The organism is Nocardiopsis exhalans (assembly GCF_024134545.1).
Lineage (GTDB): Bacteria > Actinomycetota > Actinomycetes > Streptosporangiales > Streptosporangiaceae > Nocardiopsis > Nocardiopsis exhalans.
This window is the reverse complement of sequence record NZ_CP099837.1, coordinates 4431630-4457608: the sequence shown is the minus strand read 5'-3', so window position 1 is coordinate 4457608 and position 25979 is coordinate 4431630. Positions and strand designations below refer to the sequence as shown.

At 69.8% G+C, this 25979-nt stretch carries 22 protein-coding genes; 9 read left to right on the top strand and 13 right to left on the bottom strand.

Translation table 11 applies throughout. The annotated features are described in order from the left end of the window. Positions 1-22: 22 nt before the first annotated feature. The 3 genes from NE857_RS19655 to NE857_RS34315 all read left to right on the top strand — a co-directional run bounded on the left by NE857_RS19655 (position 23) and on the right by NE857_RS34315 (position 5341). On the top strand, positions 23-1009 hold the full coding sequence (locus NE857_RS19655) for a carboxymuconolactone decarboxylase family protein (RefSeq protein WP_254417120.1): 987 nt from the start codon (positions 23-25) through the stop codon (positions 1007-1009). Then, complete coding sequence (locus NE857_RS19650; protein WP_254417119.1) at positions 1006-1830, top strand: TIGR03084 family metal-binding protein; 825 nt, start codon at positions 1006-1008, stop codon at positions 1828-1830. The genes NE857_RS19655 and NE857_RS19650 overlap by 4 nt, the downstream gene beginning before the upstream one ends. A gap of 232 nt (positions 1831-2062) precedes the next feature. Beyond that, positions 2063-5341, top strand: a complete 3279-nt coding sequence (locus NE857_RS34315; protein WP_301184233.1) for an AfsR/SARP family transcriptional regulator — start codon at positions 2063-2065, stop codon at positions 5339-5341. Here NE857_RS34315 and NE857_RS19640 read toward each other — a convergent pair. Then, positions 5331-5714, bottom strand: coding sequence for a hypothetical protein (locus NE857_RS19640; protein WP_254417118.1), 384 nt, complete (start codon positions 5712-5714; stop codon positions 5331-5333). The two genes, NE857_RS34315 and NE857_RS19640, sit on opposite strands and share 11 nt — an antisense overlap. A 59-nt stretch (positions 5715-5773) precedes the next feature. After that, complete coding sequence (locus tag NE857_RS19635; RefSeq protein ID WP_254417117.1) at positions 5774-7585, bottom strand: hypothetical protein; 1812 nt, start codon at positions 7583-7585, stop codon at positions 5774-5776. Between the two features lie 341 nt (positions 7586-7926). On the opposite strand from NE857_RS19635, the gene NE857_RS19630 reads away from it, so the two are divergent. The 3 genes from NE857_RS19630 (at position 7927) to NE857_RS19620 (ending at position 10739) form a co-directional block, all read left to right on the top strand. Beyond that, on the top strand, positions 7927-8352 hold the full coding sequence (locus NE857_RS19630; RefSeq protein ID WP_254417116.1) for an SgcJ/EcaC family oxidoreductase: 426 nt from the start codon (positions 7927-7929) through the stop codon (positions 8350-8352). Positions 8353-8483: 131 nt separating this feature from the next. Next, entirely contained in the window at positions 8484-9152 is a 669-nt protein-coding gene (locus NE857_RS19625) for a DUF899 domain-containing protein (RefSeq protein ID WP_254417115.1), read from the top strand. 6 nt (positions 9153-9158) lie between these two features. After that, on the top strand, positions 9159-10739 hold the full coding sequence (locus NE857_RS19620) for an MFS transporter (protein WP_254417114.1): 1581 nt from the start codon (positions 9159-9161) through the stop codon (positions 10737-10739). 63 nt (positions 10740-10802) lie between these two features. On the opposite strand, the gene NE857_RS19615 is transcribed toward NE857_RS19620, so the two are convergent. Further along, positions 10803-12371 carry a GMC family oxidoreductase gene (locus NE857_RS19615; protein ID WP_254417113.1) on the bottom strand — a complete coding sequence of 523 codons (1569 nt, stop codon included), beginning with the start codon at positions 12369-12371 and terminating at the stop codon, positions 10803-10805. A 25-nt stretch (positions 12372-12396) separates the two neighbouring features. After that, positions 12397-13575, bottom strand: coding sequence for an acyl-CoA dehydrogenase family protein (locus NE857_RS19610; protein ID WP_254417112.1), 1179 nt, complete (start codon positions 13573-13575; stop codon positions 12397-12399). 277 nt (positions 13576-13852) lie between these two features. Here NE857_RS19610 and NE857_RS19605 point away from each other — a divergent pair, with 277 nt between their 5' ends. After that, positions 13853-14320 carry an SgcJ/EcaC family oxidoreductase gene (locus NE857_RS19605; RefSeq protein WP_254417111.1) on the top strand — a complete coding sequence of 156 codons (468 nt, stop codon included), beginning with the start codon at positions 13853-13855 and terminating at the stop codon, positions 14318-14320. Between the two features lie 60 nt (positions 14321-14380). Next, entirely contained in the window at positions 14381-14833 is a 453-nt protein-coding gene (locus tag NE857_RS19600) for an SgcJ/EcaC family oxidoreductase (RefSeq protein WP_254417110.1), read from the top strand. A 168-nt stretch (positions 14834-15001) separates the two neighbouring features. Here NE857_RS19600 and tpx read toward each other — a convergent pair whose 3' ends face one another. From tpx to NE857_RS19555, 9 genes are all read right to left on the bottom strand, one after another. Continuing rightward, the gene (tpx, locus tag NE857_RS19595; RefSeq protein WP_254417109.1) at positions 15002-15520 is read right to left on the bottom strand and encodes a thiol peroxidase; all 519 of its coding nucleotides are present in this window, start codon (positions 15518-15520) and stop codon (positions 15002-15004) included. 54 nt (positions 15521-15574) lie between these two features. Beyond that, positions 15575-16567, bottom strand: coding sequence for an NAD-dependent epimerase/dehydratase family protein (locus tag NE857_RS19590; protein ID WP_254417108.1), 993 nt, complete (start codon positions 16565-16567; stop codon positions 15575-15577). 2 nt (positions 16568-16569) lie between these two features. Then, positions 16570-17916 (bottom strand): nucleotide sugar dehydrogenase, encoded by a 1347-nt coding sequence (locus NE857_RS19585; protein WP_254417107.1) that lies wholly within the window; start codon positions 17914-17916, stop codon positions 16570-16572. A 79-nt stretch (positions 17917-17995) separates the two neighbouring features. After that, positions 17996-19300, bottom strand: a complete 1305-nt coding sequence (rfbH, locus tag NE857_RS19580) for a lipopolysaccharide biosynthesis protein RfbH (RefSeq protein ID WP_254417106.1) — start codon at positions 19298-19300, stop codon at positions 17996-17998. Between the two features lie 40 nt (positions 19301-19340). After that, complete coding sequence (locus NE857_RS19575; protein WP_254417105.1) at positions 19341-20411, bottom strand: glucose-1-phosphate thymidylyltransferase; 1071 nt, start codon at positions 20409-20411, stop codon at positions 19341-19343. Next, entirely contained in the window at positions 20408-21568 is a 1161-nt protein-coding gene (locus NE857_RS19570; protein WP_254417104.1) for a DegT/DnrJ/EryC1/StrS family aminotransferase, read from the bottom strand. Before NE857_RS19570 ends, NE857_RS19575 begins: the two co-directional genes overlap by 4 nt. After that, positions 21565-22899: a nucleotide disphospho-sugar-binding domain-containing protein gene (locus NE857_RS19565; protein ID WP_254417103.1), complete on the bottom strand. Its 1335-nt coding sequence runs from the start codon at positions 22897-22899 to the stop codon at positions 21565-21567. Before NE857_RS19565 ends, NE857_RS19570 begins: the two co-directional genes overlap by 4 nt. 39 nt (positions 22900-22938) lie before the next feature. Further along, the gene (locus tag NE857_RS19560) at positions 22939-23751 is read right to left on the bottom strand and encodes an SAM-dependent methyltransferase (RefSeq protein ID WP_254417102.1); all 813 of its coding nucleotides are present in this window, start codon (positions 23749-23751) and stop codon (positions 22939-22941) included. A gap of 44 nt (positions 23752-23795) precedes the next feature. Then, positions 23796-24302 carry an SgcJ/EcaC family oxidoreductase gene (locus NE857_RS19555; RefSeq protein WP_254417101.1) on the bottom strand — a complete coding sequence of 169 codons (507 nt, stop codon included), beginning with the start codon at positions 24300-24302 and terminating at the stop codon, positions 23796-23798. A 226-nt stretch (positions 24303-24528) separates the two neighbouring features. Here NE857_RS19555 and NE857_RS19550 point away from each other — a divergent pair, with 226 nt between their 5' ends. Then, entirely contained in the window at positions 24529-25911 is a 1383-nt protein-coding gene (locus NE857_RS19550) for an FAD-dependent oxidoreductase (RefSeq protein ID WP_254417100.1), read from the top strand. Positions 25912-25979 lie beyond the last annotated feature (68 nt).

The window sequence follows — 25979 nt, the reverse complement described above, 5'->3', positions numbered from 1 at the left end:
ATCCCTGAAGGACGTGCGCCACGTGCGGCCCGTTTCACCGCGAAGGGCCCGCGGCGGCATCGCGGACCTCTACCGGCAGTTGGAACGGGACTTCGGTGTCCTCGCCCCGCCTGTCGCGCTGCTCACACCCGCCCCCGAGTGCGCGGTGGCCACCTGGGTGGCGCTGCGCGAGTCGCTGCTGGTCGCCGGGCGAGCCTCGCGTTCCACCCGGGAGGCGGTGGCGACAGCCGTCTCCCGGGGCAACACCTGCCCCTACTGCGTGGAGGTGCACGGCGCTACGCTCGGCTCGCTCGAACCGGGCGAGGGAGGGGGTGACCCACGGGCCCTGCCCACCGACGACCGCACGGTACGGGCCGAACTCGATGCCGTCGCCCTGACGTTCGAGCACATCAACCGCCTGGTCAACGTCTTCCTGCCCGATTCGCCCCTGCCCGCCTTCGCTCCCGCGGCGATGCGGGGCCCGCTGCGCCGCGCCACGGGAGCGGCCATCGCTTCGGGAGCCACACGTGCGGCCCCGGGGGCGGCCCTCGACCTGCTGCCCGAAACGGCACGGCGGGCTCCGGTCCCGGAAGACCTGGGCTGGGCCGTGGAGGCACCTCGGACTCTGCGCGCCCTGACCGCGGCGACCGCGACCATCGACGCCGCCGGATCCCGCGCTGTCCCCGATACCGTCCGGGACCTGCTCCACCGCCACCTCGAAGAGCACGGTACGGGGCCTGTCGGCGTCAGCCGCTCCTGGACCGAGGAACCGGAGCAGGTCCTTCCCGCGGCTGACCGCCCGGTCGGCCGCCTTGCCCTGCTCACCGCCAGGGCCTCCTACCAGGTGGGTGACGACACCGTCGCTGCCTGCCGGGAGACCGGGGCCGACGACGCGACCCTCGTGCGCGTCGTCACCTGGGCGTCCATGACCGCGGCCCGACACACCCTCCGCACCGACGCGCGAGCGCACCCGCGCTCCCTGACCGACCCCATCCAGGAACCAACGGAGAACGAGAGGAACCAGCCGTGAACAACCTCCCCAACGTCATCACGGAACTGCCCACCGTCATCGAGCACCTGTCCGCCGAGTCCGCGCAGATCGACGCCCTGGTGGCCGACCTGGAGCCAGCCGATTGGGCCCGGCAGACCCCGGCTCCCGGGTGGACCGTGGCCCACCAGGTCGCCCACCTGTGCTTCGTCTTCCGGCTGGCCGGAACCGCCGCTTCGGACGCCGACGCCTTCGCCGCCATGACGGCCAAGGCCAGCGAGGACTTCGACGGCGCCGTCAACGCGGTCCTGGCGGCCTACCCCCTGGACGACCCGGAGAAGCTGCTCGCCCGCTGGCGCGCCGACCGTGACTTCGCAGTCGAGGCTCTCGCCGCCGCTCCCGCCGACCAACCGCTGCCCTGGCTCGTGCGCCCGATCCCTCCGGGAGTTCTCGCCTGCGCGGGCATGATGGAGGTCCTCGCCCACGGCCAGGACATCGCCGACGCGCTGGGCGTCACCCCCGAACGCACCGACCGGATCGGGAACGTGGTGGGCTTCGCTGTGCTGACCTGGGAGTTCGGTTACCAGTCCCGTGGGCTCACCCCGCCGGACACGGAGTTCCGCTACGAGCTGGTCGCGCCCTCCGGCCGCAAATGGGAGTTCGGCCCCGCCGAAGCCGAGCAGCGGATCACGGGGGAGGCCGCCGACTTCTGCCTGCTGGTGACACGGCGCCGTCACCGCGACGACCTGGCGGTGAGCGCGGTCGGCGCGGACGCCGACCACTGGTTGGACATCGCCCAGGCCTACCGGGGCCCCGCCGGTGAGGGCCGCGAACCGGGCCAGTTCGCCACAGCTCGGGGCTGACCACCACGGACCCGGGCTCCAGGGAGGTCCCGACGCCGATCCGGTCGCCTCGGGGCGGCCCGTTCCGCATTGATGACCAGCGTTCGCGGCTCGGAGCGAACGCTGGTCGCCGACCCCTTACCGGAGTAACGTGGCAGCGAAAGCTGCGGCGAGACCGCGCGCGTCGGCGCTGAGTGCGGAGGGAAGGGACACGTGTCGGCTCCCTGGCCGAGCAACGTGTCTTCGGAAGCCTATGAGATTCGGAGTTCTCGGCCCGGTGGCCGTGTGGACGGAACCGGGCGAGCGGGTCACCGTCCCGGGGCGCAAGGTCCGGGCGCTGTTGGCCTCCCTGATCCTCGCGGAGGGGCGTCCGGTTTCACCCTCACGGTTGATCGAGGACATCTGGGAGGGCAGCCCGCCCGAGAACCCGGGTGCCGCCCTGCACGCCAAGGTCTCACAACTGAGGCGGGCCCTGGAACAGGCCGAGACCGGAGCCCGGGAGCTGGTCGCCCTCAGGGACGCCGGCTACCTCCTCGCGGTGCGACGTGAGGGAGTGGACGCCTGGTGCTTCCTTGACCTGGTGAACGAGGCGCGCGGGCAGGACGCTCCCGCGGCCCGTGCGAAGGTCCTGACCCGTGCACTGGACCTGTGGAGGGGACCGGCCTACGCCGACTTCGAGGACGAGTCCGTGATCCGCGCGTCCGCCAGCAGGCTGGACGAGGAGCGCGTGGAAGCGCTGGAAGCCAGGGCGGAGGCCCTGGTCGAGGCGGGAGAACACGCCCGGGTCATCGGTGAACTGGAAGAACTGGTGGTCCGGTACCCCCTGCGGGAACGCCTGCGCGCCGCTCAGATGACCGCGCTGTACCACGCGGGCCGCCGGAGCGAAGCCCTGGACAGCTACGCTCGCCTCCGTTCCCGGCTGGCTGAGGAGTTCGGTCTCGAACCCGGGGAGCGGTTGCGCGACCTCCAGGGTTCGATCCTGCGAGGTGACCTGTTCCCTCCGCACGCACCCGGGCCGAAGCCGTCCCGGGCCCCGCGTGCCCTCTCCCGCGGTCTCACCCGCCTGGTGGGGCGGGACGGTTTGCTGGACGACCTCAGGCAACTCCTGGTGAGTCACCGGCTCATCACCCTGGTCGGCCCCGGAGGCGTGGGAAAGACGCGGGTCGCCCTGGAGGTGGCCGCTCTGGAGACCGACGCCGGACGCGACGTGGTGTGCGTCGAACTTGCTGACCTCGCCTCCTCGGCGGAGCCCTCCGACACCGGGCCCCTCGTTGCGAAGTTGGCGCTGGCCCTGGACCTCAGGAAGGGCACCGGGCCCGTGACCGCCGAGGAGGCTGTGGTGGCGGCCCTCGCCGGACGAGACGTCCTCCTGGTTGTGGACAACGGAGAACACGTGGTCGAACCGCTCGCGGCGCTGCTGGGCGGGTTGCTCGGCTACGTACCCGAAGCGCGGGTGCTGTTGACGAGCCGGGAGCCCCTGGCGCTACCACCGGAGCGCCGTTACCAGGTCCCCCCGCTGGACCTGCCCGACCCGGAGGCCGCACCGGACCCGGACTCGGCCGCGCGCAGTCCCGCCGTTCGCCTGTTCGTGGAACGTGCCGCAGCGGCCTGCCACGGGTTCACCCTGGACGGGAGCAACACGGCTGATGTTGTGGCGTTGTGCCGGCGCCTGGACGGGCTCCCCCTCGCTCTGGAATTGGCGGCGTCCCGCGTGTGCTCCCTGGGCGTGGCCGAGGTGCTCGAACGCCTCGACGGCCGGTTCCACTTGCTGGACAGCGGAAGAGCCGTGTCCGGACGTCGCAGGCGTACGCTGCGTGCGGTCATCGACTGGAGCTGGGACCTGCTTCGGGATGATGAACGCGCGGTGCTTCGACGTCTCTCCGTGTTCTCCGGAGGCTGTGACCTGGCGTCCGCCGAGGCCGTGTGTTCCGGGGACGGCGTCCGGACCGAAGCCGTGGCGGGTGCGCTGGCCCGGTTGGTCGACCGTTCCCTGGTCACCTCCGTGCGGCCTGACGGCGGCGCGGGCCTGCGTGGGGCGAGGCGTTTCCGTCTCCTGGAGACGATCTCCGCGTACGCCGCCGAACGACTGGATGAGTCCGGCGAGCGGGAGCCGGTGTCCCGACGCCATTGGGAGCACCAGACCTCGCTGGTCCGCCGTACCGCGCCACAGCTCCGAGGAAGCGGTCAGCGGGAGGCCCTGGCCCGACTGGACGCGGAGTCGTCGAATTTCCGGGTGGCTCTGGAATCCGCCCTGCGAATGAAGGAGGCGGGTGCGGCCTGGGAGCTGGCCGAGCCGCTGACCTGGTACTGGATGCTTCGGGGCAGGATGGCCGAGGGGCGGGACCTGCTTCACCGGCTCTCGGACCAGGCCGCGGCCCTGCCCCCGGCCCCGCGCGACGACGTGGACGGCTGTTGGCTCGGCCTGGCCCTGTTGGACGGGGCCGGTGCGGACACGGACGGCCGGGTGGGGCAGATCGTGGGGCGACTGCTGGTCGCGGAGCCGGCCTGTTCGTACCGGACCCTGTGGTTTCTCGCCCACGCCCTGCTCAGCACCGGTGGTGATACAGCGGGGGAGCCCCTGGCCGAAGGTGCACTGGTAGGGGCGCGGGAGTCGGGGGACCGTTGGACCGAGGCGGCCGCGTCATGCGTTCTGGCCGGCCAGGCGCTGTCTCGGGGGGATTTGGGAGCCGCGCGCAGCTGTGGGGAGCAGGGTCGACAGCTGTTCTCCGAGCTCGGGGACGATTGGGGCGTCGGTCATGCTTCCTTCGTCCTCGCCTCTCTGGCCGAGGCCGCCGGGGACTACGACCGGGCTCGGGAGCTGCACCGGGACAGCGCCCGGCGAGCGCGAAACCTCGGAATGTGGCCCGAGGAGGCTGATGCCGTCACCGGCCTGGCCAGACTCGACCTGCTGGAGAAGGACTACGCCGGAGCCCGGGAACACCATGAGCGGGCCGTCCGACTCGCGGTCGACTGCGGGTACAAGGTGGGCGAACTGTTCGCTCGAATCGGCCTCGGGCTCGGGGCGCGCCGGGAGGGTGAGTACGAACAGGCTCGGAAGCATCTGGACGAGGTGCTCGCGTGGAACCGCCGCTCCGAAGTGGACACCGACGTGGTGGACTCGCTGCTCCTGGTCGAACTCGGACTCGTTGCCGAAGTCCAGGGCCGTGTCGGTGACGGACTCCGGCTCCAAGAAGAGGGGTACGCGGCGGCTGCCAGGGTCGGGGACCCCCGGGCTCTCGCACTCTCCCTGGAGGGGATCGCGTCCGCCATGGCTGCGAAGGGCCGCCACACCGTCTCCGCCCGGTTGCTGGGTGCCGCCCACGCCACACGGGAGTCCGTCGGGGCTCCGCTCCCGGACGCGGAGAACGGTGATGTCCGACGGGTCGAGGGCGTGTTGCGGCGCGAACTCGGTGACGTGTCCTTCGAAGTCGTTTTCGCTGAGGGGCGCGGTCTCGAACCGGGGCAGGCGTTCGCACTCGCCTGCCCCGGTCGCTCGGCGCATCAGCAGAGGTCCGGGTCGGTCAGCACGTGAGGGTGACCGTTGCGGACACGCGGTTGAACATCATGTTCGGGTCCCAGAGCACGGCCTCGTAGGAGTGGGTGCCGCTCCTGCGGCAGTCGAGCCTGACCGACGCCTCGGCACCCGGGAAGACGAAGCGCTCCTCTACCAGGCGGGGTTGTGTCGGTGTGGCCGCGCGCACCAGCCACAGAACGGTCGGCGCCCCGCAGGTGCTGCGCGCGGTTGTGCTCACGTGAGTGCCCTCGGCCGAGAGCGCGGGGTCGTCCGGAACGGACAGGCACGAGGGGAGGGCGGCGGTCGGCGATGGACTGGCCGAAGCGGGTGCCGCCCACAGGAACGGAGCGGCCATCACTGCGGCGCAGACCGCCAGGGTCATGGAACGCATGGAACGAGAGAGTTTCACGGGGACCTCCGGGGTCGTAGGGTTCGGTGTGCGGGGCGGAGTCAGCCGGCCAGCCGCAGGGCTCGCTCGATCGTCTGCTCCAGGGAATTGCCGTCGGAGTCGGTGAGCCCGGCTCGCAGGGAGAGGTACTCGGCCCCGTGCCGGGGGAGCCGGACGATCGCGGTGTACGCACCGGTCCCGTGCGGTACGACTCGGGCCGGCTCCCAGGTGCGGCCGTCGTCGGTCGATGATTCGATGGTCAGCTCCTCGACGGTGCCAGCCGCGGATCCGGGCTGGGAGTCGACGGAAAGCGGGAGGCGGAGCACACCTCGGGCGTGCGAGGAGTTCCACTCGTCGACCTCCGGCTGGTAGCGAACGACCCAGAGGGGCAGGCGTTGCGGTTCCGTCCCCGGTTCGGTCGAGGCGACCGTCCAAGCGGCCTCCACCCGGGTGGACAAGTCAGACACGGACGGACGCGAGGTGCGGCTCTCCAAACGCAGCTCACTCGTGCCGGGGAGCAGTTCGGCGCTCAGGTGCCCGGTCTCCGACTCCGCGACGAGTCCACCGTCCTGGTAGAGCCGGATCGAGGCGGAGTCGGTCCGCGAACCACCTTGGTGCATGTCCTGGTCGGAGTACATGGGCATGCCGAACCACAGCTCGTTGCCGGTGCGTACGGCGTGCTCGGACCACAGGAACATGGGCCCGACCACCGCTGCGTTCCACCGTTCCTCGTACTTGTGCCCCGCCTCGTAGGAGCGTGCCACCGAACCGAGCGCGGTGACGTCCTCGACCCGCCCGGCCCCGTTCTCGCGGTTCTCTCCGAACGCGCTGCTCCACTCTGCGTCTGCGGGCTCCAGCAGATGGGTGGTGGAGGAGGGGAGCGCGTGCGGCAGGAAGAGAGTTGCCGTGTGGTCCACACCGGGCGCCGTGCCGAATATCGCCTTCGTCGCTCCGTTCCCCGGGGTCTGCGACAGGTGTTCGGCGGTGACGGAGGCCAGGTCTTCCGGTGCCACCGCCCTGTCGTAGCCGGTAGGGAAGGAGCCCTCGATGGTGTCCAGAAGGTGATAGGTGCACGGTGATCCGAGATAGGAGCCGTCGGTGTTCGGGTGTGCCCAGGTGGAGGCGACGAACGAGGTGAGGCCCTCGGTCCCTCCCTGAGCACCGTCCTCCGGTTCGATCTCGGCCGTGTACAGACCGGAGAAGTCGTCACCCCTGAGGGAGACGCTGACCGGGACGGCACCCGTCCGGTTCCCCACCCCGACCTCCACCAGGACCGCCTCTGCTCGGGGGTCCCCCAGGACCGTCCCGACGGGTCTGGTCGTGGTGGCGTCCATACGCAGTTCGGTGTCCCCGTCGAGCACGAGGAGGGTGCGGACCAGCCGGTGCCAGTCGGCATCGGGGTCGTCGAAATCGGTGATGTCGGTGACCAACATGTAGCGGCCCTCCGGGAGGTCGAATCTGACCTCAGCCGCATCCGCTCCGAACTCCACCAGTTGCTCGTCCAGCCCAAAGACCATGGAGGCCGCCTTGTCGGTGCTCTCACCGTCCGGCCCCGTGTGGCGGACGGTGAGCGAGTGGCAGGCGTCCTGTCCCTCTCCGCAGCCCCGATCCGCCGCGGGCAGGGGGGCTGACACCCCCTCGGTCAGCTCGTAGGCCCCGGCGGCGCCCTCGGTGGCGGAGACCGAACCGTGGACGTCCGACGGCAGCACGTAGGAGCGGTCGCCGAGGCGAACGGTGGTGAAGCGGGTGCCGCCGCGCCCCTCACCGGGGTCCACGGATACGGCGCCTGACTCCGGTAGCCGTCGAACGGTGTCGCCGGTCGGCAGCAGGGTCTCCCCGATGGCGGGTGCTCCGGTACCGGGAGGGTCGGACACGGCTGGCCGGGAATCGGAGCTGGCGTTCGCGGAGGGAAGGAGAAGGGACACAACGAGGGCAGCGGTCACGAGTGCGGGGTTGCGCACGGACCAGGGGGGCGAGGTCCGTGGAAGGCGGGAAGAGACGGTCACTGGCGTTCCTCTCCGGTTCGGGGGCAGGGGACGTCCGGAGCCATCCTGAGGCCATCGGGACCGTTCTGGCTTCCTCCCGCTTGTGCGCGCGCCACCCGGCGTCCCTTCCGGCAAGAGAGGAGACGTCCGCTCCCGTGCCCGGCACAAGCATGGGGGCAGACGGCGGGCGCTCACGCCCACCGGAGCCAGTGGGAGAGGAGAACCAGCACATGGTCCAGGACAAGGACACGGTGTGGGGCGGCAGTGACGAGGAAGCGGCAGTGCGGGCGGTCGTGAAGGGGGTGGAGGCCGCTTGGGCGGATAACGACGCCGACGCGTTCGCGAACCACTTCGACGAGGGCGCTGCTCTCATCGGTGACGCCTACATGCGCGGGCGAGAGGGCATCCGGGGGTTCATGGCCCAGGGGTTCGAGGGCCCCTACAAAGGGACCGGTGTCGTGGTCGAACCCCTGGACGTCAGGTTCGTGCGCGAAGACGTCGCCCTGGTCTTCACCCGTGGCAGGGTCGAGGTCCCGGGAGTTCCCCCCGAGGCGGCCGATCTGGCCTTTTTCGCTACTTGCGTGATGGTCCGCCGGGACGGTGGGTGGCTCATCGCCGCCTACCAGAACTCCAAGGCCACCAGCACCGAACTCTGACGGACCGGCGAGGCGCACCGTAAGCCGAACGGGCAGCCGACCGTAAGGGCGGGGTGACAGCGTGGAGATCAGCGGGCTGGTCTCCACGCTGTCACCGACCCGCTCCGGACCACCTTCTGACGGAGAACACCATGCGTATGCCTGATGCGGTCTCACCGGCCGAGTGGAACAAAGCACACGAGGAGCTGATGGCCGCGGAGAAGGAGTTGACCCGGGCCCAGGACAGGCTGGCGGCCGAACGCCGACGCCAGCCCGGGGTCCGGATCGACGAGGACCACGTGTTCGAGGGGGAGGGCGGGGAGTACTCCCTGACCGACCTCTTCCAGGGCCGCCGACAACTCATCGTCTACCACTTCATGCTCCCGCCGGGATCCGACCACCAGTGCGAGGGCTGCTCCATGTTCGTGGACAACCTCGGCGACCCGGCACACCTGAACGCCAGGGACACCACGCTCGCCCTCGTGTCCAGGGCTCCGTACCCGGAGATCGCGGCCGTCCGCGAGCGGATGGGGTGGACGGTGCCTTGGTACTCGTCGTTCGGCGGCGGTTTCAACGAGGCCATGGGGGTGACCGTCGGCGGGGGCGACAACTTCGGGCTGAGCGTGTTCATCCGAAATGACGCCGCCGTTTACCGGACCTATTTCACCGAGGGGCGGGGTGTGGAGAAGCTGGGTACGAACTGGAGCCTCCTCGACCTCACCCCGCTGGGCCGCCAGGAGCTATGGGAGGACAGCCCCGAGGGCGTTCCCCAGGACTCCCCCTACGCCTGGTGGCGCCTGCGCGACGAGTACGGGAGCTGAGAGGCCATGGTCGAGAACACGTCCGCGCCCACGGGTGCCGCACCCCGAGCGCACGCCAGGGAGTGGATCGCGCTTGCGGTCCTCGCGCTCCCGACCCTGCTGCTCTCCATCGACCTGAGCATCCTCCTGTTGGCTCTGCCGCACCTGACGGCGGACCTCGGGGCCAGCGGGGTGCAGCTGCTCTGGATCACCGACATCTACGGATTCATGATCGCCGGTTTCCTGCTGATCATGGGAACGCTCGGCGACCGGATCGGGTGCCGCAGACTCCTGCTCATCGGGGCTGTCCTCTTCGCCGTCGCCTCGGTGGCCGCGGCCTACTCCACCAGTGCCTGGATGCTCGTCTTCACAAGGGCGCTCCTCGGTGTCGCCGGAGCGAGCCTGATGCCCTGCACGCTGGCCCTGGTGCGCACCATCTTCCAGGACGCGCGCCAGAGGAGCGTCGCGGTGGCCGTCTGGATGAGCTGCTTCATGGTCGGGTTCGCCGTGGGGCCGATCGTGGGCGGTGTGCTCCTCCAGTACTTCTGGTGGGGATCGGTCTTCCTGGCCGGAGTCCCGGTCATGGTGCTGCTCCTGGCCATCGGACCGTTCCTGCTGCCGGAGACCCCGGCCAAGGGCACGGCCCGTCTGGACCTGCCCAGTACCGCCCTGATCCTGGCCGCCGTGCTGCCGGTGATCTACGGGCTGAAGGAGATCGCCTCCGGCGGCCTCACGGTGGTTCCGCTGGCCGTCCTCATGTTCGGTGCGGTCATGGGTGTGCTGTTCGTGGTGCGTCAGCAGAGACTGAGTAGTCCGCTGCTGGATCTGACCCTCTTCCAGAACCGGTCCTTCAGCGCGGCCCTGGTCGGCATCCTCATGGCTACCTTCACGGTGGCCGGCGTCTCCCTGTTCGTCACCCAGTACCTCCAGCTGGTCGCCGGGATGCCCCCGTTGACCGCTGGCCTGTGGCTGCTCCCCGCCGCCGGCGGCATGATCCTCGGATCCATGTCCGCGCCCGTGCTGATCGAGTGGGTCCGTCCCGCCTACGTCATCGCCGCGGGCATGCTGTTCGGCGCTGCCGGATGCGTGCTCCTGGCCTTGGTGGGGCCGGTGGGCGGTCTCGGTCTGTTGGTGTTCGGCTACTCGCTCGTCTACTTCGGGACAGGCCCCATGGGGGCGCTGGGTACCGACCTGGTCGTCAGTTCGGCACCCGAGGAAAAGGCCGGGGCCGCGGCCGGGATGTCCGAGAGCAGCGGCGAGTTCGGCATCGCGCTCGGTATCGCCGTGCTCGGCAGTGTCGGTACCGCCGTCTATCAGAGCCAGATGTCCGGTACCCCCGGCGCAAGCTCCCTCGCTGGGGCGGGGGCTGCCGCGGAGTCCCTCCCAGCCGCCGAGGCCACGGCGTTGATGGACACGGCGCGGGCAGCGTTCATGGACGGGCTGAACACGGTCTCCATCGCGGGCGCCGTGCTCCTGACCCTGTTCGCCCTGGTCATCGCCCTGGCGCTGCGGCACGTGCCGCCAGCCTCGGCCGGAGGGAACGGTGAGGGGAGCGAAGGCAAGGAGGAGAGGGACGAGACGGGAGATGCTGTAGCGGAGCCCTCCTGAACCGGGCGGGGCCGCCGACACCGTGTCGGCGGCCCCGCGTTCGCGTGGTTCGGTTCGGCGGTTTCAGGCCTTGGTCGTAGCTCCGGCGACGCCGCGGACCAGGTCCGCGGCCCGTTCCGCGATCGTGATCGTCGCAGCGTTGGGGTTGCCCCGCACCAGGGTGGGCATGACCGAAGCGTCGACGACGCGCAGGGCCGTCACCCCTCTGACCCGTAGGTCGGAGTCGACGACACTGCCCATCGCGCAGGTGGACGAAGGATGGTAGATGGAGTGCGCGTACATCCGCACGAACTCCCGCAGGTCGTCCGTCGACTCGGAGGCGGGGACCCGGTACGGGGTTTTCGTGTAGTCACGCAGCGCGTCCTGCCGGGCGATCTCCAAGCCGATGCGCAGGGCCTCGACGGCCGAGTCCATGTCCTCGGGGGCGTCCAGGTAGTTGTGCACGATGCGCGGTTTGGCTGTGGGGACGTCGCTGGCCAGCTCCACCCTGCCCCGGCTCGCGGGGGTGAGCATGGACGGCCCGAACGAAAGTGCGTGCCCGGTCGGTGCGGCCAGGCCGCTGTCAGCGAACATGATGGGGGCGGTCAGGAACTCCACGTCGGGTGCGGGCAGGTCCGCGCGCGTTCGCACGAAACCGCCGACCTCCGGACCGTTGGACGTCATGGGACCGGACCGGTCCTCCTGGAAGCGACGGAGGTTCTCCGGTGAGCCGGCCGTGAGGAGGCTGATCGGATGATCGTGGGTGTAGACGAGGGGGAGCAGCAGGTGGTCCTGGAGCCCTGACCCCACGCCGGGCAGGTCGGCCACCACGCCGATACCCAGAGGTGTCAGGGCGTCGGCGGGACCCACCCCGGAGAGCATGAGCAACTGGGGCGAGTTGTACGCTCCGCCGCACAGCAGGACCTCGCGTTCGGCACGGATCACCTCCTCACCCGATTCGCCGCCCACGACGACCCCGGTGGCCCGCCCGTCCTCGATGAGGACGCGGTGGACGCCGGTACCGGTTCGTACGGTGAGGTTGGGCCGACCCGCGGCCGGGTGCAGGTACGCGGTCGCGGTGCTGCACCGCATGCCGTCCTTCTGCGTGAGCTGGAAGAAGCCGAAGCCGTCCTGTTCCTCTCCGTTGAAGTCGTCGTTGGCGGGGTGCCCCGCCTGTCCCGCGGCCTCCAGGAAGGCCGTGGACATAGGGTTGCGGGAGCGGTTCTCGGAGACGGAGAGCGGACCACCGGTCCCGTGGAACCTCGACGCCCCCCGCTCGTTGTCCTCAGCGCGCAGGAAGTAGGGCATGAGGTCGTCGTAGGCCCAACCTTCCCGTCCCCAGCCGTCGAAGTCGGCTCGGTTGCCCCGGACGTAGATCATCGTGTTGATGGAACTGGTCCCGCCGAGGACACGTCCTCTTGGCAGGTAGACCTTCCGGCGCCCCAGGTGGGGCTCCTCGTGCGTGTGGTAGTCCCAGTCCAGTTCGGTTCGGAACAGATGACCGAAGGTGGAGGGGACGTGGATTCTGTCGAAGGTGTCCGCGGGCCCCGCCTCGATGAGGCAAACACTGGTGTCGGGGTCCTCGCTCAGGCGCGCGGCCAGCACACAGCCGGCCGATCCCGCGCCCACGATCACGTAGTCGAACAAGGTCATACCGCCCTTCCGGGGATGCTCGTCGTCAGACGTAGAGGGTGTTGGGTTCGAGCCCGCAGAGCACGCGCCCGTAGAGCTCGAAGCCGGTTTCGGGGTACATCAGCGCGTGCAGGTTGAGCGCGCCGACATCACGAACGATCCGCTGCATCGGAACGTCGGTGTACACGGACCGGCCGCCGCTCGCCTCACCGAGGACGGTCACCGTCTCCTTGGCCAGCTTGCACACGGCTGCCACGTCCACCCGGCAGCGGGCCCTCTCCCGCAGCGACCACTCCTCTCCCAACGCGCCCTTGCCGTCGAGCAGCCGGGCGGTGCGCTCGCCGTGGAAACGCGCCTGATCGGTCTTCAGGGAAGCCTCCGCGACCTGCAGGTGGGTGATCGGTGCGTCGACCTGCCGTACGTAGTCGGTGTAGGTGATGCCGCGCTCCCCGGCACGCTCCAGGAAGAGCTCCAGTGCCGCCTCGGCCAGGCCGGTCGGCGTTCCCACCGACGCGGCGGCCGCCACGGCCAGCAGGGGCGCCCGGTACATCGGCAGTTCGCGGTTGGCCTCAGAGGCGGACTCGCCCTTCAACACGGACATGAGGGGGAGCACCCTCTCGGCGGGAACGAAGACGTTCTCGGCCACGGTGCTCACGCTCCCGGAACCCCGGAGCCCCACCGCGTGCCAGTCGTCCACGATCCGCAGGTCCGACATGGGCACGAGGGCCACCACGGGGTAGCGGTCCGCGCCGTCCGGTGTCGGGGCCAGCGCGATGACCTCCTGCCAGTGGCTGTTCGGGGCCCCGCTGATGAATCCCCAGCGGCCGTTCACGGTGAAGCCGCCCTCGGTGGGCTCCGCCATGGCGCTGGGGCTGAGGGTTCCGCAGACGCGACCGCCGTGAGTGGAGAAGACCTCCTCCTGTACGTGGTCGGGGAACATGCCGACCATCCAGGTGGGGATCCACGAGACGGACGCGGTCCAGGCGGTGGCGCCGTCCGCGTGCGCCAGCGCGGCCGCGACCTCCGCCATGGTCAGGGCGTCCGACTCGTAGCCGCCGTACCTGGCCGGTACGCGCATACGGAAGACGCCCGTGTCGTCGAGGGCCTCGACCACCTCGTCGTGCAGCCTCCTGTTCTCCTCCTGCCAGGGCGCGTGCCTGCGCACGAGGGGCTGCACGGCCCGCGCGCGCTTGACGAGCTCTTCTCGGTCCGGGGTGTTCTGCACCGGTCGCTCCTTCCAGCTTTGGGGTCCGGCCGACTTCCGCACGGTTTGCGTTCACACGGAAGGACCGGGGCTCTTCGGAGAATCGCACCTTTTCCCCTGCGAAACGACTTCTCCATTGCGGCTGTCAGACGGCCCATTTCCATACGTGGCAGCAGCACAATCCAGGAGACGTTCGGTTTCCGTTTCGCGGAGAAAATGGGGGAACGGAAAAGGTCCGGTCCCCGGGACAGGGGCGGGCCGTATCCGGATCGAGAGCGAAACGATCATGGAGGTACCCGTGTCGACCAAGGCACCAACCAAGTCCGCGAGCACGGACGACTACTACGGCCCCTTCACCTCCGACCGTGAGAAGGAGGTCCTGGGCGTTCCCCTCAAGCTGGTCGCCGCCTGGGCGGAGAACGACGGGGACAAGGTCGCCGACACCTTCATCGAGGACGGCGTCATGATCCTCCCCGGTGACGTCTACAAGAAGAACCGCGAGGAGATCCGCGCGTTCATGACCGCCGCGTACGCGGGACCGTTCAAGGGGACCGGAGTAACCGGAAAGCCCGTGGACGTGCGCTTCGCCGCCGACGACGTCGCCCTGCTGCGCACCCACGGCGGCATCCTCGCCCCGGGCAAGACCGAGATCGATCCCGAGTTGGCCGTCCGCTCGACCTGGGTCCTGGTCCGTAGGGACGGGCAGTGGAAGCTCGCCGCCTACCAGAACAGCCCCCGCGGCGAAGGCGCGACCCTCCGCTGGTAGCAGGCCGCGTACCGAGACCACCGCAGAGTCCGGCCGAGCGGCCGGGAGAGGAGAACACCGATGGCTAACGACGCCGCCTCGCTCGTCGCACAGGCGAAGGAGTGGGCCGGAAGTTACGGACCCTTCCCCAACGGTGAGGAGGGTGCCGCCCTGAGCGCGGTCCTTCGCGCCCGGGCGTCATGGGAGGCAGGAGACGCCGACGCGCTGGCAGACGTCTTCGTGGACGAGGGCAGCCTGCTCCTGGGGGACGACCAGTACACGAGCCGCGAGGAGATCCGTGCGGCGATGACTGAGGCGCTGTCCGGCGCCTACAAGGGCACACGCCTGGTGGAGAGTCCCATCGACATGCGCTTCCTCGACGAGGGGACCGCGGTCGTCGTCACCGAAGGCGGGCTCGCCGGGGAGGGCCAGGAGTCCCCCTCCGCGGAGTACCGGTCGAGGACGGTGTGGATCTCCGTGCGCCGCGACGGTGAGTGGCGGCTGTTCTCCTACCAGTCCAGCCCTGTGGCCTGACCGATCGGCCCTCCGGGGCCGTGAACGGATGGGAGGGGGCGGTCCTGGACCGCCCCCTCCTTCGTGGTTTGCCCGAGACGGACGGCCGCCGGGTACGGCGGTTTCGGGTTCCGGACACCATGGTGCGGGCCCGCGCCATCGTCGCGGGCCCGCACCCGAACCCGCTGCCTACAGGCAGTCGCGTACGGCCTTCAGCACGGCCTCGTGGTCGGCGGGTCCGTCGGAGGCGTCCACGTACTGCGCGTGCCGCACCGTGCCCCCGGCGTCCACCACGAACAGGGCTCGGGAGAGCAACCGCAGTTCCTTGACAGCCACCCCGTAGGCCAGGCCGAAGGAGAGGTCCCGGTGGTCCGAGGCGACGATCCCCTCCATCCCGGAGGCCCCGCACCAGCGCCGCTGGGCGAAGGGCAGATCCACGGAGAGGGTCAACAGCTCAGCACCGGGCAGAGCGGCTATCTCGGTACCGAGGAAACGGGTCTGCCGGTCACAGACCGGGGTGTCCACCGACGGCACCGAACACAGCACCCGCACGGTGTCCGGGGCCCAGGAAAGCCCCACAGCCTGCATGTCGGGGCCCACGGCGGTGAAGTCGGGCGCCTGTTCGCCCACACGTACCCCGCTTCCCAGCAGGGTCACGGGACGGCCCCGGAAGGTGGTCCCTCCGGGCCTTTCGATCGTGGTGTCCAATGTTGGGCTCCTCTTTCTGTACGGCGCTCATCGCCAGGGGTGCTCCGAGGGGCGCTACTGCGCACCCGTGTCTGGCCGGTCCAGCCACTCGGGTGCGGACCGCGCCCACGTGATGGTCCTCTCCAGTCCTTCGCGCAGCGGGGTCCGGTACTCCCAGCCCAGGAGCTTTCGCGCCTTCGCGGTGTCGGGTATCCGCCGTCCGAGGTCCTCGTACTCCGTGCCCAGGCCGGCACCCGTGTCCACGTCGCGCACAGGCACGGTTCCCCCGGTGAGTTCGCTGATCAGAGCGGCGACCTGGGCCACGGTGTTCTCCCGGTCACTGCCGATGTTGAACGCCTCTCCGAGCGCGGCCGGGGCGGTGCCCGCAGCCAGCGTCGCCTCTACCGTGTCCGCTACGAACGTCATGCACCTGGTCTGACGACCGCCGTCGTACACGGTCAGGGGGAGGCCGTTCAGCGCCCGGTGTACCAGGCGGCTCACCAGGTAGGCGGGCCGCTGGCCCGGCCCGTAGGCGTTGAAGTAGCGTACGATCGACACCGGCAGACGGCGCTGGGAGGCGAAACCGAAGGCCAGGTGTTCGGCCAGGGCCTTACTCGTCCCGTAGCTCCACCTCGCGCGTGAGGTCGACCCGAGCACCCTGTCGTCGTCTTCTGACCATGGGACGGACGGGTTCTTGCCGAACACCTCGCTGGTGCTGGCCATCACCACCCTGGCCTCTGCCCGGGCCGAGGCCTCCAGGACGTTGCGGGTGCCGGTGAAGTTGATGTCGATGACGTCCAATGGCCTGGCCAGGTACTGGTCGACGCCCACGACGGCGGCCAGATGGTACACGACGTCCACGCCCCGGCGGATCGCGCGGGCGACATGGTCTGGATCCCGTACGTCCCCGTGGATCCTGGCCGCCCCGGCGCTCTCCGGCGGGGACGGCGCACCCGTGGCCCGGTCCAGGACGGTGACCCTGCACCCCTGCTCCAGGAGGCGTGCCACCAGGTGCTGCCCGATGAACCCGTCACCGCCCGTGACGACCGCGTGCGTGCTTGCGGACATGTCTACCTCCCGATCCCGCGGTACACGAACCCGGAGGCGCGCAGGCGTTCCACGTACTCGCGGGACAGGTGCGCACGACCGTCGAAGAACAGGCAGGGGCGGGGGACCGGTAGGGCGGTGAGGTCCACCGCCGCCAGTTCCCGGTGGTAGGCCAGGACCGCGACACAGTCCGCGTCGGCCACCGCCGCCTTCAGGGAGGGGGCTGGTTCACGGCCGAAAACCCTCAGAGCCTCCCCCGGATCGACGAGGGGGTCGAACAGGACCACGTCCGTGCCGGCCTTTTCCAGGTGGGTGACGAACGGGAGGGCCGGCGTCTCGCGAAGGTCGCCCGTGTCGTTCTTGAAAGACAAGCCCAGGACCGCGACCCGGTTCCCCTCCCGGCGGTGGCCCATACGCTCCAGTTCGGCGAGCACGGTGTCCGCGGCGTGGTCGGGCATCGCGGTGTTGGCCTCCCGCCCGGCCACAGGCGTACGCAGCTCCAGGCCCCGCTCACGGGCGGAGTGCCACACCATCCAGGGGTCCTTGGTCAGGCACGAACCGCCCACCCCCACGCTGGGCGTGAGCACGTTGATCGTCCCCGACCCCTTGGGCACGGTGTTCGCGGCGGGGATGACCTCATGAGCGTCCACCCCGAAGAGCTCGCAGTACCGGGCCAGTTCGTTGGCCATCGCGATGTTGAGGTCGATCCACCAGTTGTCGGCGAGTTTGACGATCTCCGCCGCCTCGGGAGAGCCGACAGTGATGACCTCGACCCCCAGGCCCCGACGCCAGAAATCGGCGGCCGCACGTGTGCTCTGCGCCTCCAGACCGCCCACGACCATCGGGAGTCCCCTGAGTTCGCGCATCGCCGTGCCCTCAGCCAGGCGCTCCGGGGCGAAGGCCAGGCCGAAGTCCTCACCCGCGACCAGTCCGGAGCGCTCCAGGCAGGCGCGGACCCGACCCGAAGTGGTTCCCGGGGGGACTGTGCTCTTGACGATCACCAGCTGATCTCGCCTGAGGTGACGGCTGAGTTCGTCGCAGGCCCGGGCGAGCTGGTCGACGGCCAGGGAACCGTCCTCACGCACCGGCGTCCCCACGGTGATGAGCACCGTGTCGGCCTCTCCGACCGCTCTCTGATCGGGTAGGAAACGCACGCGTCCCGCTTCCAGCCCCCTGGCCAGGCTCTCCGGGAGCCCTTCCTCGCGGAAGCGGCAGTGCCCGCGCGCGAGCTCGTTCACCAGTGTCGTGTCGGTGTCGACGCCGATGACGTCGTGGCCCCGGTCCGAGAGGACCCCGGTGAGGCATGATCCGACGTAACCCAGGCCGATCACCGCCACGGTGGGGCGTCTGTCAAAGGTGTTCCAACGCATGGTCTACCTCGTGTGTGGTGTGGTGTGTGTGGGGCACCCGCGCCGGAGGCTGCGACTCCACCGGGGCGCTGTGGGAGGATCAGCGCCGCGATGCGACGAACTCCTTGACGGAGGAGACGACGTAGTCGATCATCTCCTCGGTCAGGCCGGGGTAGACACCCAGGTGGAAGGTGCTCTCCATGACCTTGTCGCTGTTGACCAGGGGCTCCGCCAGACGGCGGGGCCGGTTCGTGTAGGCCGGGTGGCGCAGGAGGTTCCCCGCGAACAGGCGCCGGGTGCCGATCCTGCGGTCCTCCAGGAAGCCGACCAGGTCGGCTGAGTCGAAGGGGGCGTCGTCGGTGACGGTGAGGACGAATCCGTACCAACTGGGGTCGCTGTCGGCGGTCGCCTCGGGCAGCAGCAGGTGTGGTACTCCGTCCAAACCTTCACGGAGCCGCGACCAGTTGGCGCGCCGGGCCGCGCAGAAGCTGTCCATCTTGCCGAGCTGGGACAGGCCCAGTGCGGCCGCGGTGTCGGTGGTCTTGAGGTTGTATCCCACGTGTGAGTAGATGTACTTGTGGTCGTAGCCCTCGGGGAGCTCGCCCATCTGCCAGTCGAACCTCTTGAAACACGTGTTGCTCTGCCCGGGAGGGCACCAGCAGTCGCGTCCCCAGTCGCGCAGGGACTCCACGATCCGCGACAGCGTCAGGTCGGAGGTCAGCACGCAGCCGCCCTCGCCCATGGTGAGGTGGTGGGCGGGGTAGAAACTCACTGTGGCGAGGTGCCCGAACGTACCGGTGTAGCTGCCTCTGTAGCGGGACCCGAGGGCGTCACAGTTGTCCTCGATCAGGAACAGGCCCCGATCGGCCGCGATTCGGGCGACCTCCTCCACCTCGTAAGGGTTGCCCGCCGTGTGGGCGATCGCGATCGCCCGGGTACGCGGCCCGATAGCCCGTTCCACCCGCTCGGCCGTGGTGTTGTACGTTCCGAGTTCGATGTCCGTATACACCGGGACGAGCCCGTTCTGGAGGATCGGGTTCACTGTGGTGGGGAAGGCCGCGGCCACGGTCACCACCTCGTCGCCCGGCACAAGGGCCCGCTCGCCGAGCTGATGCGACGTGAGCGCGGTGACCGCGAGGAGGTTCGCGGAGGAGCCGGAATTGGTCAGGTGTGCCTTGCGTACGCCGACCTTGCGTGCGAGTGCTGACTCGAACTTGCGTGCGCTGCTCCCCGAGGCGATGCGCATGTCGAGCGCGGCCTCGACGAAGGCGGCCCGGTCATCGGCGTCCAGCACGGCTCCGGACGGCCATATCTCGGTCTCTCCAGGGACGAACGCCCCGGATCCCTCCTCCTGCCGGTGGTAGGCCCGAACGGCATTGAGGATCTCGGTCTTCGACTCGCCCATGACGGGGCACCCTGTCCCTTCCAATCGTGTGCCTGCTGCCTCAGATGCCCAGCTCGATGCGGGTGTGGTCCCCGACGACGAACCGGTGTCCGCCAGCGGGGCCCGACCGGGACCGGACCGTGGAGTCCGCGCCGATCAGACAGCCCCGTAGCGGTGCGGGGCCGTACACCCCGGCGCCGTTCAGGACCACGCTGTCGGCCAGGTCCGCTCCGGAGAGCGAACAGTTCCCGCCGACCGACGTCCACGGCCCCACAGCCGAGTCCTCCACCACGGTTCCGGGGCCGATCCACGCCGGTCCGCGCACGGTGGACCGCACGATGCTCGCGCCCCGGCCGAGCCGTACCGGGCCGGTGACCCTGCTCGACTCGTCGACGCCGTCCTGCGGAAACGGGCAATCGAGGAGGCCCAGGACATGGCGGTTGGCCGCCAGGACGTCCTCCGGGCTGCCCACGTCGGCCCAGTACCCCGTGTACTCGCTGGCGGTCACGCCGTAGCCGCGCTTGAGCAACCACTGCACCGCGTCAGTGATCTCCAGCTCCCCGCGACGGCTCGGAGCGATGGCCCGGACGGCTTCGTGGACGGCGCGGGTGAAGAAGTAGACACCTATGACCGCCTGGTTCCCCATCGGTTCCTCGGGCTTCTCCACCAGACGGATGACCTTGCCGTCCTCTCCCGTCTCCACGACGCCGAAGGCACTCGGGTCCGCTACCCGCTGCACCGCGACGTGGGCGTCCGACCCGCGGGCCGCGAACTCCTCGGCGAGCCCACCGATCCCCTCCGGGAGGAGGTTGTCCCCCAGGAACAGGACGAAGTCCTCCTCCCCGAGGAAGCCCCGGGCCATCCGTACGCAGTCGGCCAGGCCCCGGGGCTGCCCCTGGTGGATGTAGGTGATCCGCACCCCCAACTCGGAGCCGTCCCCGAGTTCGTGCCGGACGAGGTCAGCGCCCCCGCCGGTGACGACCCCGACGTCGACGATCCCCAGGTCGCGCACGCTCCGGACCGCGTACTCCAGGACCGGGAGCCCGGCTACCGGGAGCAGCTGTTTGGGCAGCGTGTGGGTGAGCGGGAGCATGCGTGACCCGGATCCGCCCGCCAGGATGAGCGCCCTCATGGCCTGTTCCCCTTCGCCTCGGGTCGCCCCGTGACAGAGGAGACCAGTTCCTCGGCCACGTGTTTGACGTCGCCGTCGGAGAGCCCTTGGTGCTGAGGCAGCAGGAGGGTCCGCTCCGCGGCCTCCTCCGCACCCGGCAGCCGGACCCCCTGCGCCCCGTAGGCGGGTACCCGGTGCAGCGGCGCGTACCGGAACGTGGTGTAGACGCCCCGCTCCAAAAGGTCGGCCGCCACCCGGTCCCGTTCTCCGGGGTCCAACCGCACCCAGTGGAAGTAGTGTGACGAGGTGTGTCCTTCCGGCACCGGGGGCGGGCCCTCCAAGCCCTCCACACCGGAGAGCGCCCGGTCGTAGAAGGAGGCGATCTCGCGCCTGCGCGCAACGAACCGGGGAAGTCGCCTCAGCTGTACGAGGCCGATCGCCGCGGTCAGGTCGTTGCCCACCACACGTCGGCCGAAGGCCTCCACGTCCAGTTCCCACCACCGGCGCGAGACCGAGCGGGACGCGCTCAGGCCGCTCTGGTGGCGCAGGCCGTGGTAGGCGAGTCGCCGAGCCCGGTCAGCCGCATCCGGATCTCGCACCACGACCATGCCGCCGTCACCCGTGCTGAGGACCTTCATCGCGTCGAAACTCCAGACCGCGATGTCGCCGAAGGTCCCGCAGGCGCGCTCGCCGACCCGTGAGGCCACGGCGCACGCCGCGTCCTCCACGAGTCGCACGCCGCGTGCCTCGCACATCGCGGCGATCCGCTCCACGTCGCCGGGCTGGCCTCCGTAGTGCAGGAGCATCACTGCCCGGGTGCGGTCGGTGAGCGCGCGTTCGACGTCCTCCACCGTGGGGTTGAGGGTGCGGGGGTCCACGTCGCAGAACACGGCCCGTGCCCCCGCCGCGCAGACGGCGTTCGCCGCGCCGACGAAACTCACACTGGGGAGTACGACCTCGTCTCCGGGTCCCAGCCCCAGGATCTCCACCGCGAGGAAGAGGCCCGCCGTCGCCGAGTTGACGAACAGCACGGTGCGCGGATCGACCCCCAGGTGTTCGGCGAAGGCGGCCTCGAAGGCGGTGGTCCGCTCGCCGAGCCCCGGCCAGGAGTCCTCGAACACCGACGTGACGGCGGCGAGCTCGTCCGGGCCCAGGGCCGGTTGGAACACGTTGATCATGGGGTGCCCTTGTACAGTTCGGCCAGTTCGACCAGGGCCGCGACGACGGCCGAGGGGGCAGGGGACGCCAGGATCTCGGCACGGACGCGGTCGGCGCCCCGACGGAAGGCGGGGTCCTTCAACACCCGGCGCAGACTCTCCCGCATGTCCTCCACGGTCTGTGTCCGATGGTCCAGACGCAGCCCCGCACCCCGGGAGGTGACGTATTCGGCGGTGATCGAGGACTCGACGTGCTTGGACGCCTCCATCCCTTCTCCGGCCGCGGCGGTCACTCCGTGTTCGTCGTCGGAGTCCGTGATGAGCTGCGGCGTCCCCATCGCGGCTGCGGCCGCGAAGGTGCCGACGCCCCCGTGGTGGATGATCGCGTCACAGGTGGGAAGGAGCTGGTTCAGCGGGAGGTAGTCCACAGCCCGGACGTTCGATGGGACCGAGGTGCCTTCCAGCTGTGTGGCGTCCAGGGTCGCGACCACGTCCATGTCCAACCCGCCGAGCGCTTCCAGGAGGGCGGGGACGTGGCCCCAACCGCCCTTGAGGTACATGCGCTGGGACAGGCCCAGGGACAGGGCGACACGCGGTCGGCCACCGCTCTGCCGCAACCACGACGGCACCGCGGCCTGCCCGGAGTACGGCACCCAGCGAACCGGAACGGCGGGCACACCGGTGGGCAGCCGCATCGCCTCCGGAAGCGGGTCCAGGGTCCACTGGCCCAGGAGCAGTTCCTCATCCACCCCGACACCGTGGCGCCGCGCGCTCGGACCCACCGAGGCAGCCAGGGGCTCCTCCCCGGTGATGCCGGAGTCGGCGTCCTGGCGCGAACGGAACAGGTTCCTGCTCCAGCCGAAGTAGTCCTGGCCCCAGAGCAGTCGGGCGTGGGCGGCTCCGCTCGCCGCGGCGGCCACGGCTCCGATCGGGAAGCACGGGTCCCACAGGATCAGGTCGGGCTTCCAGTCCCGTGCGAAGGCGACCAGGTCGTCCACAGCACGGAAGCGCTCCTCGTCAGCGGGTTCGACGGGGGAGAAATCCCAGATCGAGGGCAGCATGAAGTGGGTGAACACGTCCCAGGGGTCCCGCTCGTCCCCGGTGGGTGCCAGTGCCTCGGTGAGTTCTGCGACCTGGCGCCGTTCCTCGGGGTAGGGGTTTCCCGGCCCCATGGGGATCATGTCCGGGTTGCCGACCGAGACCGCGGGGAGCCCGACGGCGACGGTCTTCTCCTGGAGCGCGTGGTGCGAGACGACGCGGACCTCGTGCCCCTCCGCCTGGAGGGCCCAGGCGAGGGGGACGAGCGGGTACAGGTGGGCGGCATTGGGCCAAAGACAGAAAACGACTCTCATGGGTCCGTTCCAACTCGTTGAAGGGGGGCGGAGGAGAGGTCAGCAGACGCGACCGACCGCGCTCAGGAAGCGCTTGGTGGACTCGCCCGCTCCCGCGTCCGGGCGCCAGAGCCCCGGGGCCACCAGCCCCGGGCTCAGCAGTTCGAATCCGTCGAACAGCGAGCCGATCTCTTCGGGGGTCCGGTAGACCATCGGGGCCGGGGAATTGCGGTAGGTCTCCGTCATCAGGCGTTGCTCCTGCTCCGGGGACTCACCGGTGGACAGGTGTGACAGCGCGACGAACGACCCCGGGGCGAGCCGCGACCGAAACCGCTCGATGAGACCGTGTGGGTCCTCTTCCGGCCTGATGAAGTGGAAGACCGCGATGAAGAGCAGCCCCACCGGCTGGGAAAGGTCGATCAGCTTCCGTGTCACCGGGCTGTCCATGATGGAATCCGGGTCCCGCAGGTCCGCGGTGAGAATCTTGGCCCTGCCCTCAGAACCCTCCAGGAGCCGCTCACCGTGGGCGGCCACGATCGGATCGTTGTCCACGTAGAGGACACGGGCCCTCGGGTCGACCGAATGTGCTGCCTGGTGGGTGTTGTCGACGCTGGGCAGTCCCGCACCGACGTCGATGAACTGGCGGATACCGTGCTCGGCGGCCAGGTGGCGGACCACACGGACCAGGAAGTTCCGGTTCTCCCAGACCACCGAGCGGGTCAGGGTGGACCCCAGCTTCTCGATCACCTGGTCGGCCGCGGCCCGGTCGACGGGGAAGTTGTTGGTGCCGTGGAGAAAGTAGTCGTACATGCGGGCCGGGGACGGCCGTTCTGGGGAGAACACACCGTCCTCGGTCGGGCTGTTCATCGTCATCCTGTTCCCCTTTCCCTTCAGCTGATCGGTGTCGGATCCGGCGCTCATCCCCGGATCGGGCTGCTCTGGTGGGACATCAGGCGCCAGCGCCCCGACCGGCGCACGATCACCCACACCGCCCGGATCTCCCGCTCGGGGGCCACACCCTCCTCACCGTCGCGGACGATTCCGCCCTGAGTGACGACCAGGGCCGTGTCGGGGCCGAGGAACCGCATCGCGAGCGGCCAGCCGGACACGTGCGCGCCGCGCAGAGGGCCGGCGAAACCGGACGCCATGAACGCGCGGATCTCCTCCCGGTCTGCCAGCTCCTCGTCCTGGATGAGCAGGCTCCCGTCCGGAGTGAAGACGGAGGCGAAGAAGTCCGCGTCGTTCTCCAGCCACGCGCCCTGGATCAACTGCGGGACGGTCAGTACCTCCCGCTCCTCGTCGCTGGGAAAGTCGCGGAAGTACTTCGGGTCCTCCCGGACCCCTGCCTCGGCCAGGATCCGGGCAGACACCGCCTCCCCGTCTCCGGGAAGCTCCCGGTGCCGAGCCGTCGTTTCTCGGGGCATGGTTGTATTCCTCCTGAACCTCGGGCAGAAACCCGAATGTTGATGCGTGCTCATCGTCACTGCCCGGACGTTTGTATTACGTCTTCTCGATTGCCCGCCCGGATAATTCCCGATCACATCGGTGACCGCAATTTCGAAGATGCGGGATCCGCTGGCCGGGTGCGAGATTCGATTGAGGAGAGAAGCGGGAAATACCTGTTCTTCGTTAAAGAAACCTCCTGGGGGGATGGACAAGATGCACGGAACAAGGCAGGGGACCGCGGTGGTGCTCGGCGCGAGCATTGCCGGGCTCTTCGCCGCTCACGTTCTCGCCCGCTCCTATCCGCAGGTCGTCCTTGTGGACCGGGACGAGGTGATCGGAACGAACCTTCCCCGACGCGGGGTTCCCCAGGGGCACCACGTGCACGGACTCCTCGCGAGCGGCCAGCTCATGGCCGAGGACCTGATCCCCGGCCTCACCCAGGACATGCTCGACGCCGGCGTCCCCATGGGGGACCTCGGAGGACAGTTGCGCTGGTTCTTCAACGGGCGTCGGCTGGCGCCGACGCGTACCGGCCTGGTGGTGGTCGGCGGTGACCGGGCCGTCCTGGAAAGCCATGTGCGCTCGCGGGTGGAGCGCCTGCCCAACACGGAGTTCCGCCAGGACACCGACATCGTGTCCCTGGAGCACGACGACGCGGACGCCAGGATCACCGGGGTCCGCGTCCAGTCCAGAGGGGGCGGCCCCGAAGAGGTCCTGCCCGCGGACCTCGTCGTCGACGCCACGGGCCGGGGCTCACGCACCCCCGTGTGGCTGGAGTCGATGGGCTACGGGCGGGTCCCCGCGGACAGCGTCAAGATCGGTCTGACCTACACCACCCGCCGTTTCCGGCTGCGTACCGATGCCTTCGGCACGGACGTGTCCGTCAACCCCGTCGCCACGCCGAAGCATCCCCGGGGCGCCTTCCTGACCACTTTGGGAGGTGACCGGTGCGGCGTGTCCTTGACTGGGGTGCTGGGCGAGACCCCGCCCGCGGACCTGGCGGGTTTCCTGGAGTACACCCGTTCCCTGCCCGTACCGGATGTCCACGAGGCCATCAGGAACGCCGAACCCCTGGGGGAGGCTGTCACCTTCCGCTTCCCGGCCAGCGTCCGACGCAGGTACGAACGGTTGCAGCGCCTGCCCGCTGGACTGGCCGTGGTGGGCGACGCCCTGTGCACCTTCAATCCCGTCTACGGCCAGGGCATGACCATGGCCGCGGTCCAGGCGCGGGTCCTGGGGGAGCAGCTCGGCGGCGGAAACGCGTTCTCGCCCCGCTCCTATTTCCGGGCCGCCTCCCGGGCCTTGGAACCCGCCTGGTCGATCGCGGTCGGCGGGGACCTCGCCTTCCCCGAGGTGCCCGGGCGACGCACACCCCTGGTCCGGTTCGTCAACGCCTATTTGGACCGCCTGCGCTACGCGGCGCACGACGACCCGAGACTCGCCGAGGCCTTCTTGAGAGTGATCGGCCTGGTCGATCCCCCTGAGCGGCTCCTCACCCCCGGGGTCGCCCTACGCGTGATCCGAGGCGCCTACGGCAGCAGCGGGGAACGCGCCCCGATCCGGACCGACACCTCAAGGGCCGGATGAACGAGACGGGAGGTAGCCCTGACCCGCTCTCCCCGAAACCGCCGCAAGCAGAACTCCTCCACTCCTAT

Bases quoted from the DNA above. Each gene is read 5' to 3' on its own strand.
- NE857_RS34315 (WP_301184233.1), top strand. From the start codon at position 2,063: ATGAGATTCGGAGTTCTCGGCCCGGTGGCCGTGTGGACGGAACCGGGC.
- NE857_RS19640 (WP_254417118.1), bottom strand. From the start codon at position 5,714: ATGCGTTCCATGACCCTGGCGGTCTGCGCCGCAGTGATGGCCGCTCCG.
- NE857_RS19630 (WP_254417116.1), top strand. From the start codon at position 7,927: ATGGTCCAGGACAAGGACACGGTGTGGGGCGGCAGTGACGAGGAAGCG.
- NE857_RS19625 (WP_254417115.1), top strand. From the start codon at position 8,484: ATGCGTATGCCTGATGCGGTCTCACCGGCCGAGTGGAACAAAGCACAC.
- NE857_RS19620 (WP_254417114.1), top strand. From the start codon at position 9,159: ATGGTCGAGAACACGTCCGCGCCCACGGGTGCCGCACCCCGAGCGCAC.
- NE857_RS19615 (WP_254417113.1), bottom strand. From the start codon at position 12,371: ATGACCTTGTTCGACTACGTGATCGTGGGCGCGGGATCGGCCGGCTGT.
- NE857_RS19600 (WP_254417110.1), top strand. From the start codon at position 14,381: ATGGCTAACGACGCCGCCTCGCTCGTCGCACAGGCGAAGGAGTGGGCC.
- NE857_RS19590 (WP_254417108.1), bottom strand. From the start codon at position 16,567: ATGTCCGCAAGCACGCACGCGGTCGTCACGGGCGGTGACGGGTTCATC.
- NE857_RS19585 (WP_254417107.1), bottom strand. From the start codon at position 17,916: ATGCGTTGGAACACCTTTGACAGACGCCCCACCGTGGCGGTGATCGGC.
- rfbH (WP_254417106.1), bottom strand. From the start codon at position 19,300: ATGGGCGAGTCGAAGACCGAGATCCTCAATGCCGTTCGGGCCTACCAC.
- NE857_RS19575 (WP_254417105.1), bottom strand. From the start codon at position 20,411: ATGAGGGCGCTCATCCTGGCGGGCGGATCCGGGTCACGCATGCTCCCG.
- NE857_RS19570 (WP_254417104.1), bottom strand. From the start codon at position 21,568: ATGATCAACGTGTTCCAACCGGCCCTGGGCCCGGACGAGCTCGCCGCC.
- NE857_RS19565 (WP_254417103.1), bottom strand. From the start codon at position 22,899: ATGAGAGTCGTTTTCTGTCTTTGGCCCAATGCCGCCCACCTGTACCCG.
- NE857_RS19560 (WP_254417102.1), bottom strand. From the start codon at position 23,751: ATGACGATGAACAGCCCGACCGAGGACGGTGTGTTCTCCCCAGAACGG.
- NE857_RS19555 (WP_254417101.1), bottom strand. From the start codon at position 24,302: ATGCCCCGAGAAACGACGGCTCGGCACCGGGAGCTTCCCGGAGACGGG.
- NE857_RS19550 (WP_254417100.1), top strand. From the start codon at position 24,529: ATGGACAAGATGCACGGAACAAGGCAGGGGACCGCGGTGGTGCTCGGC.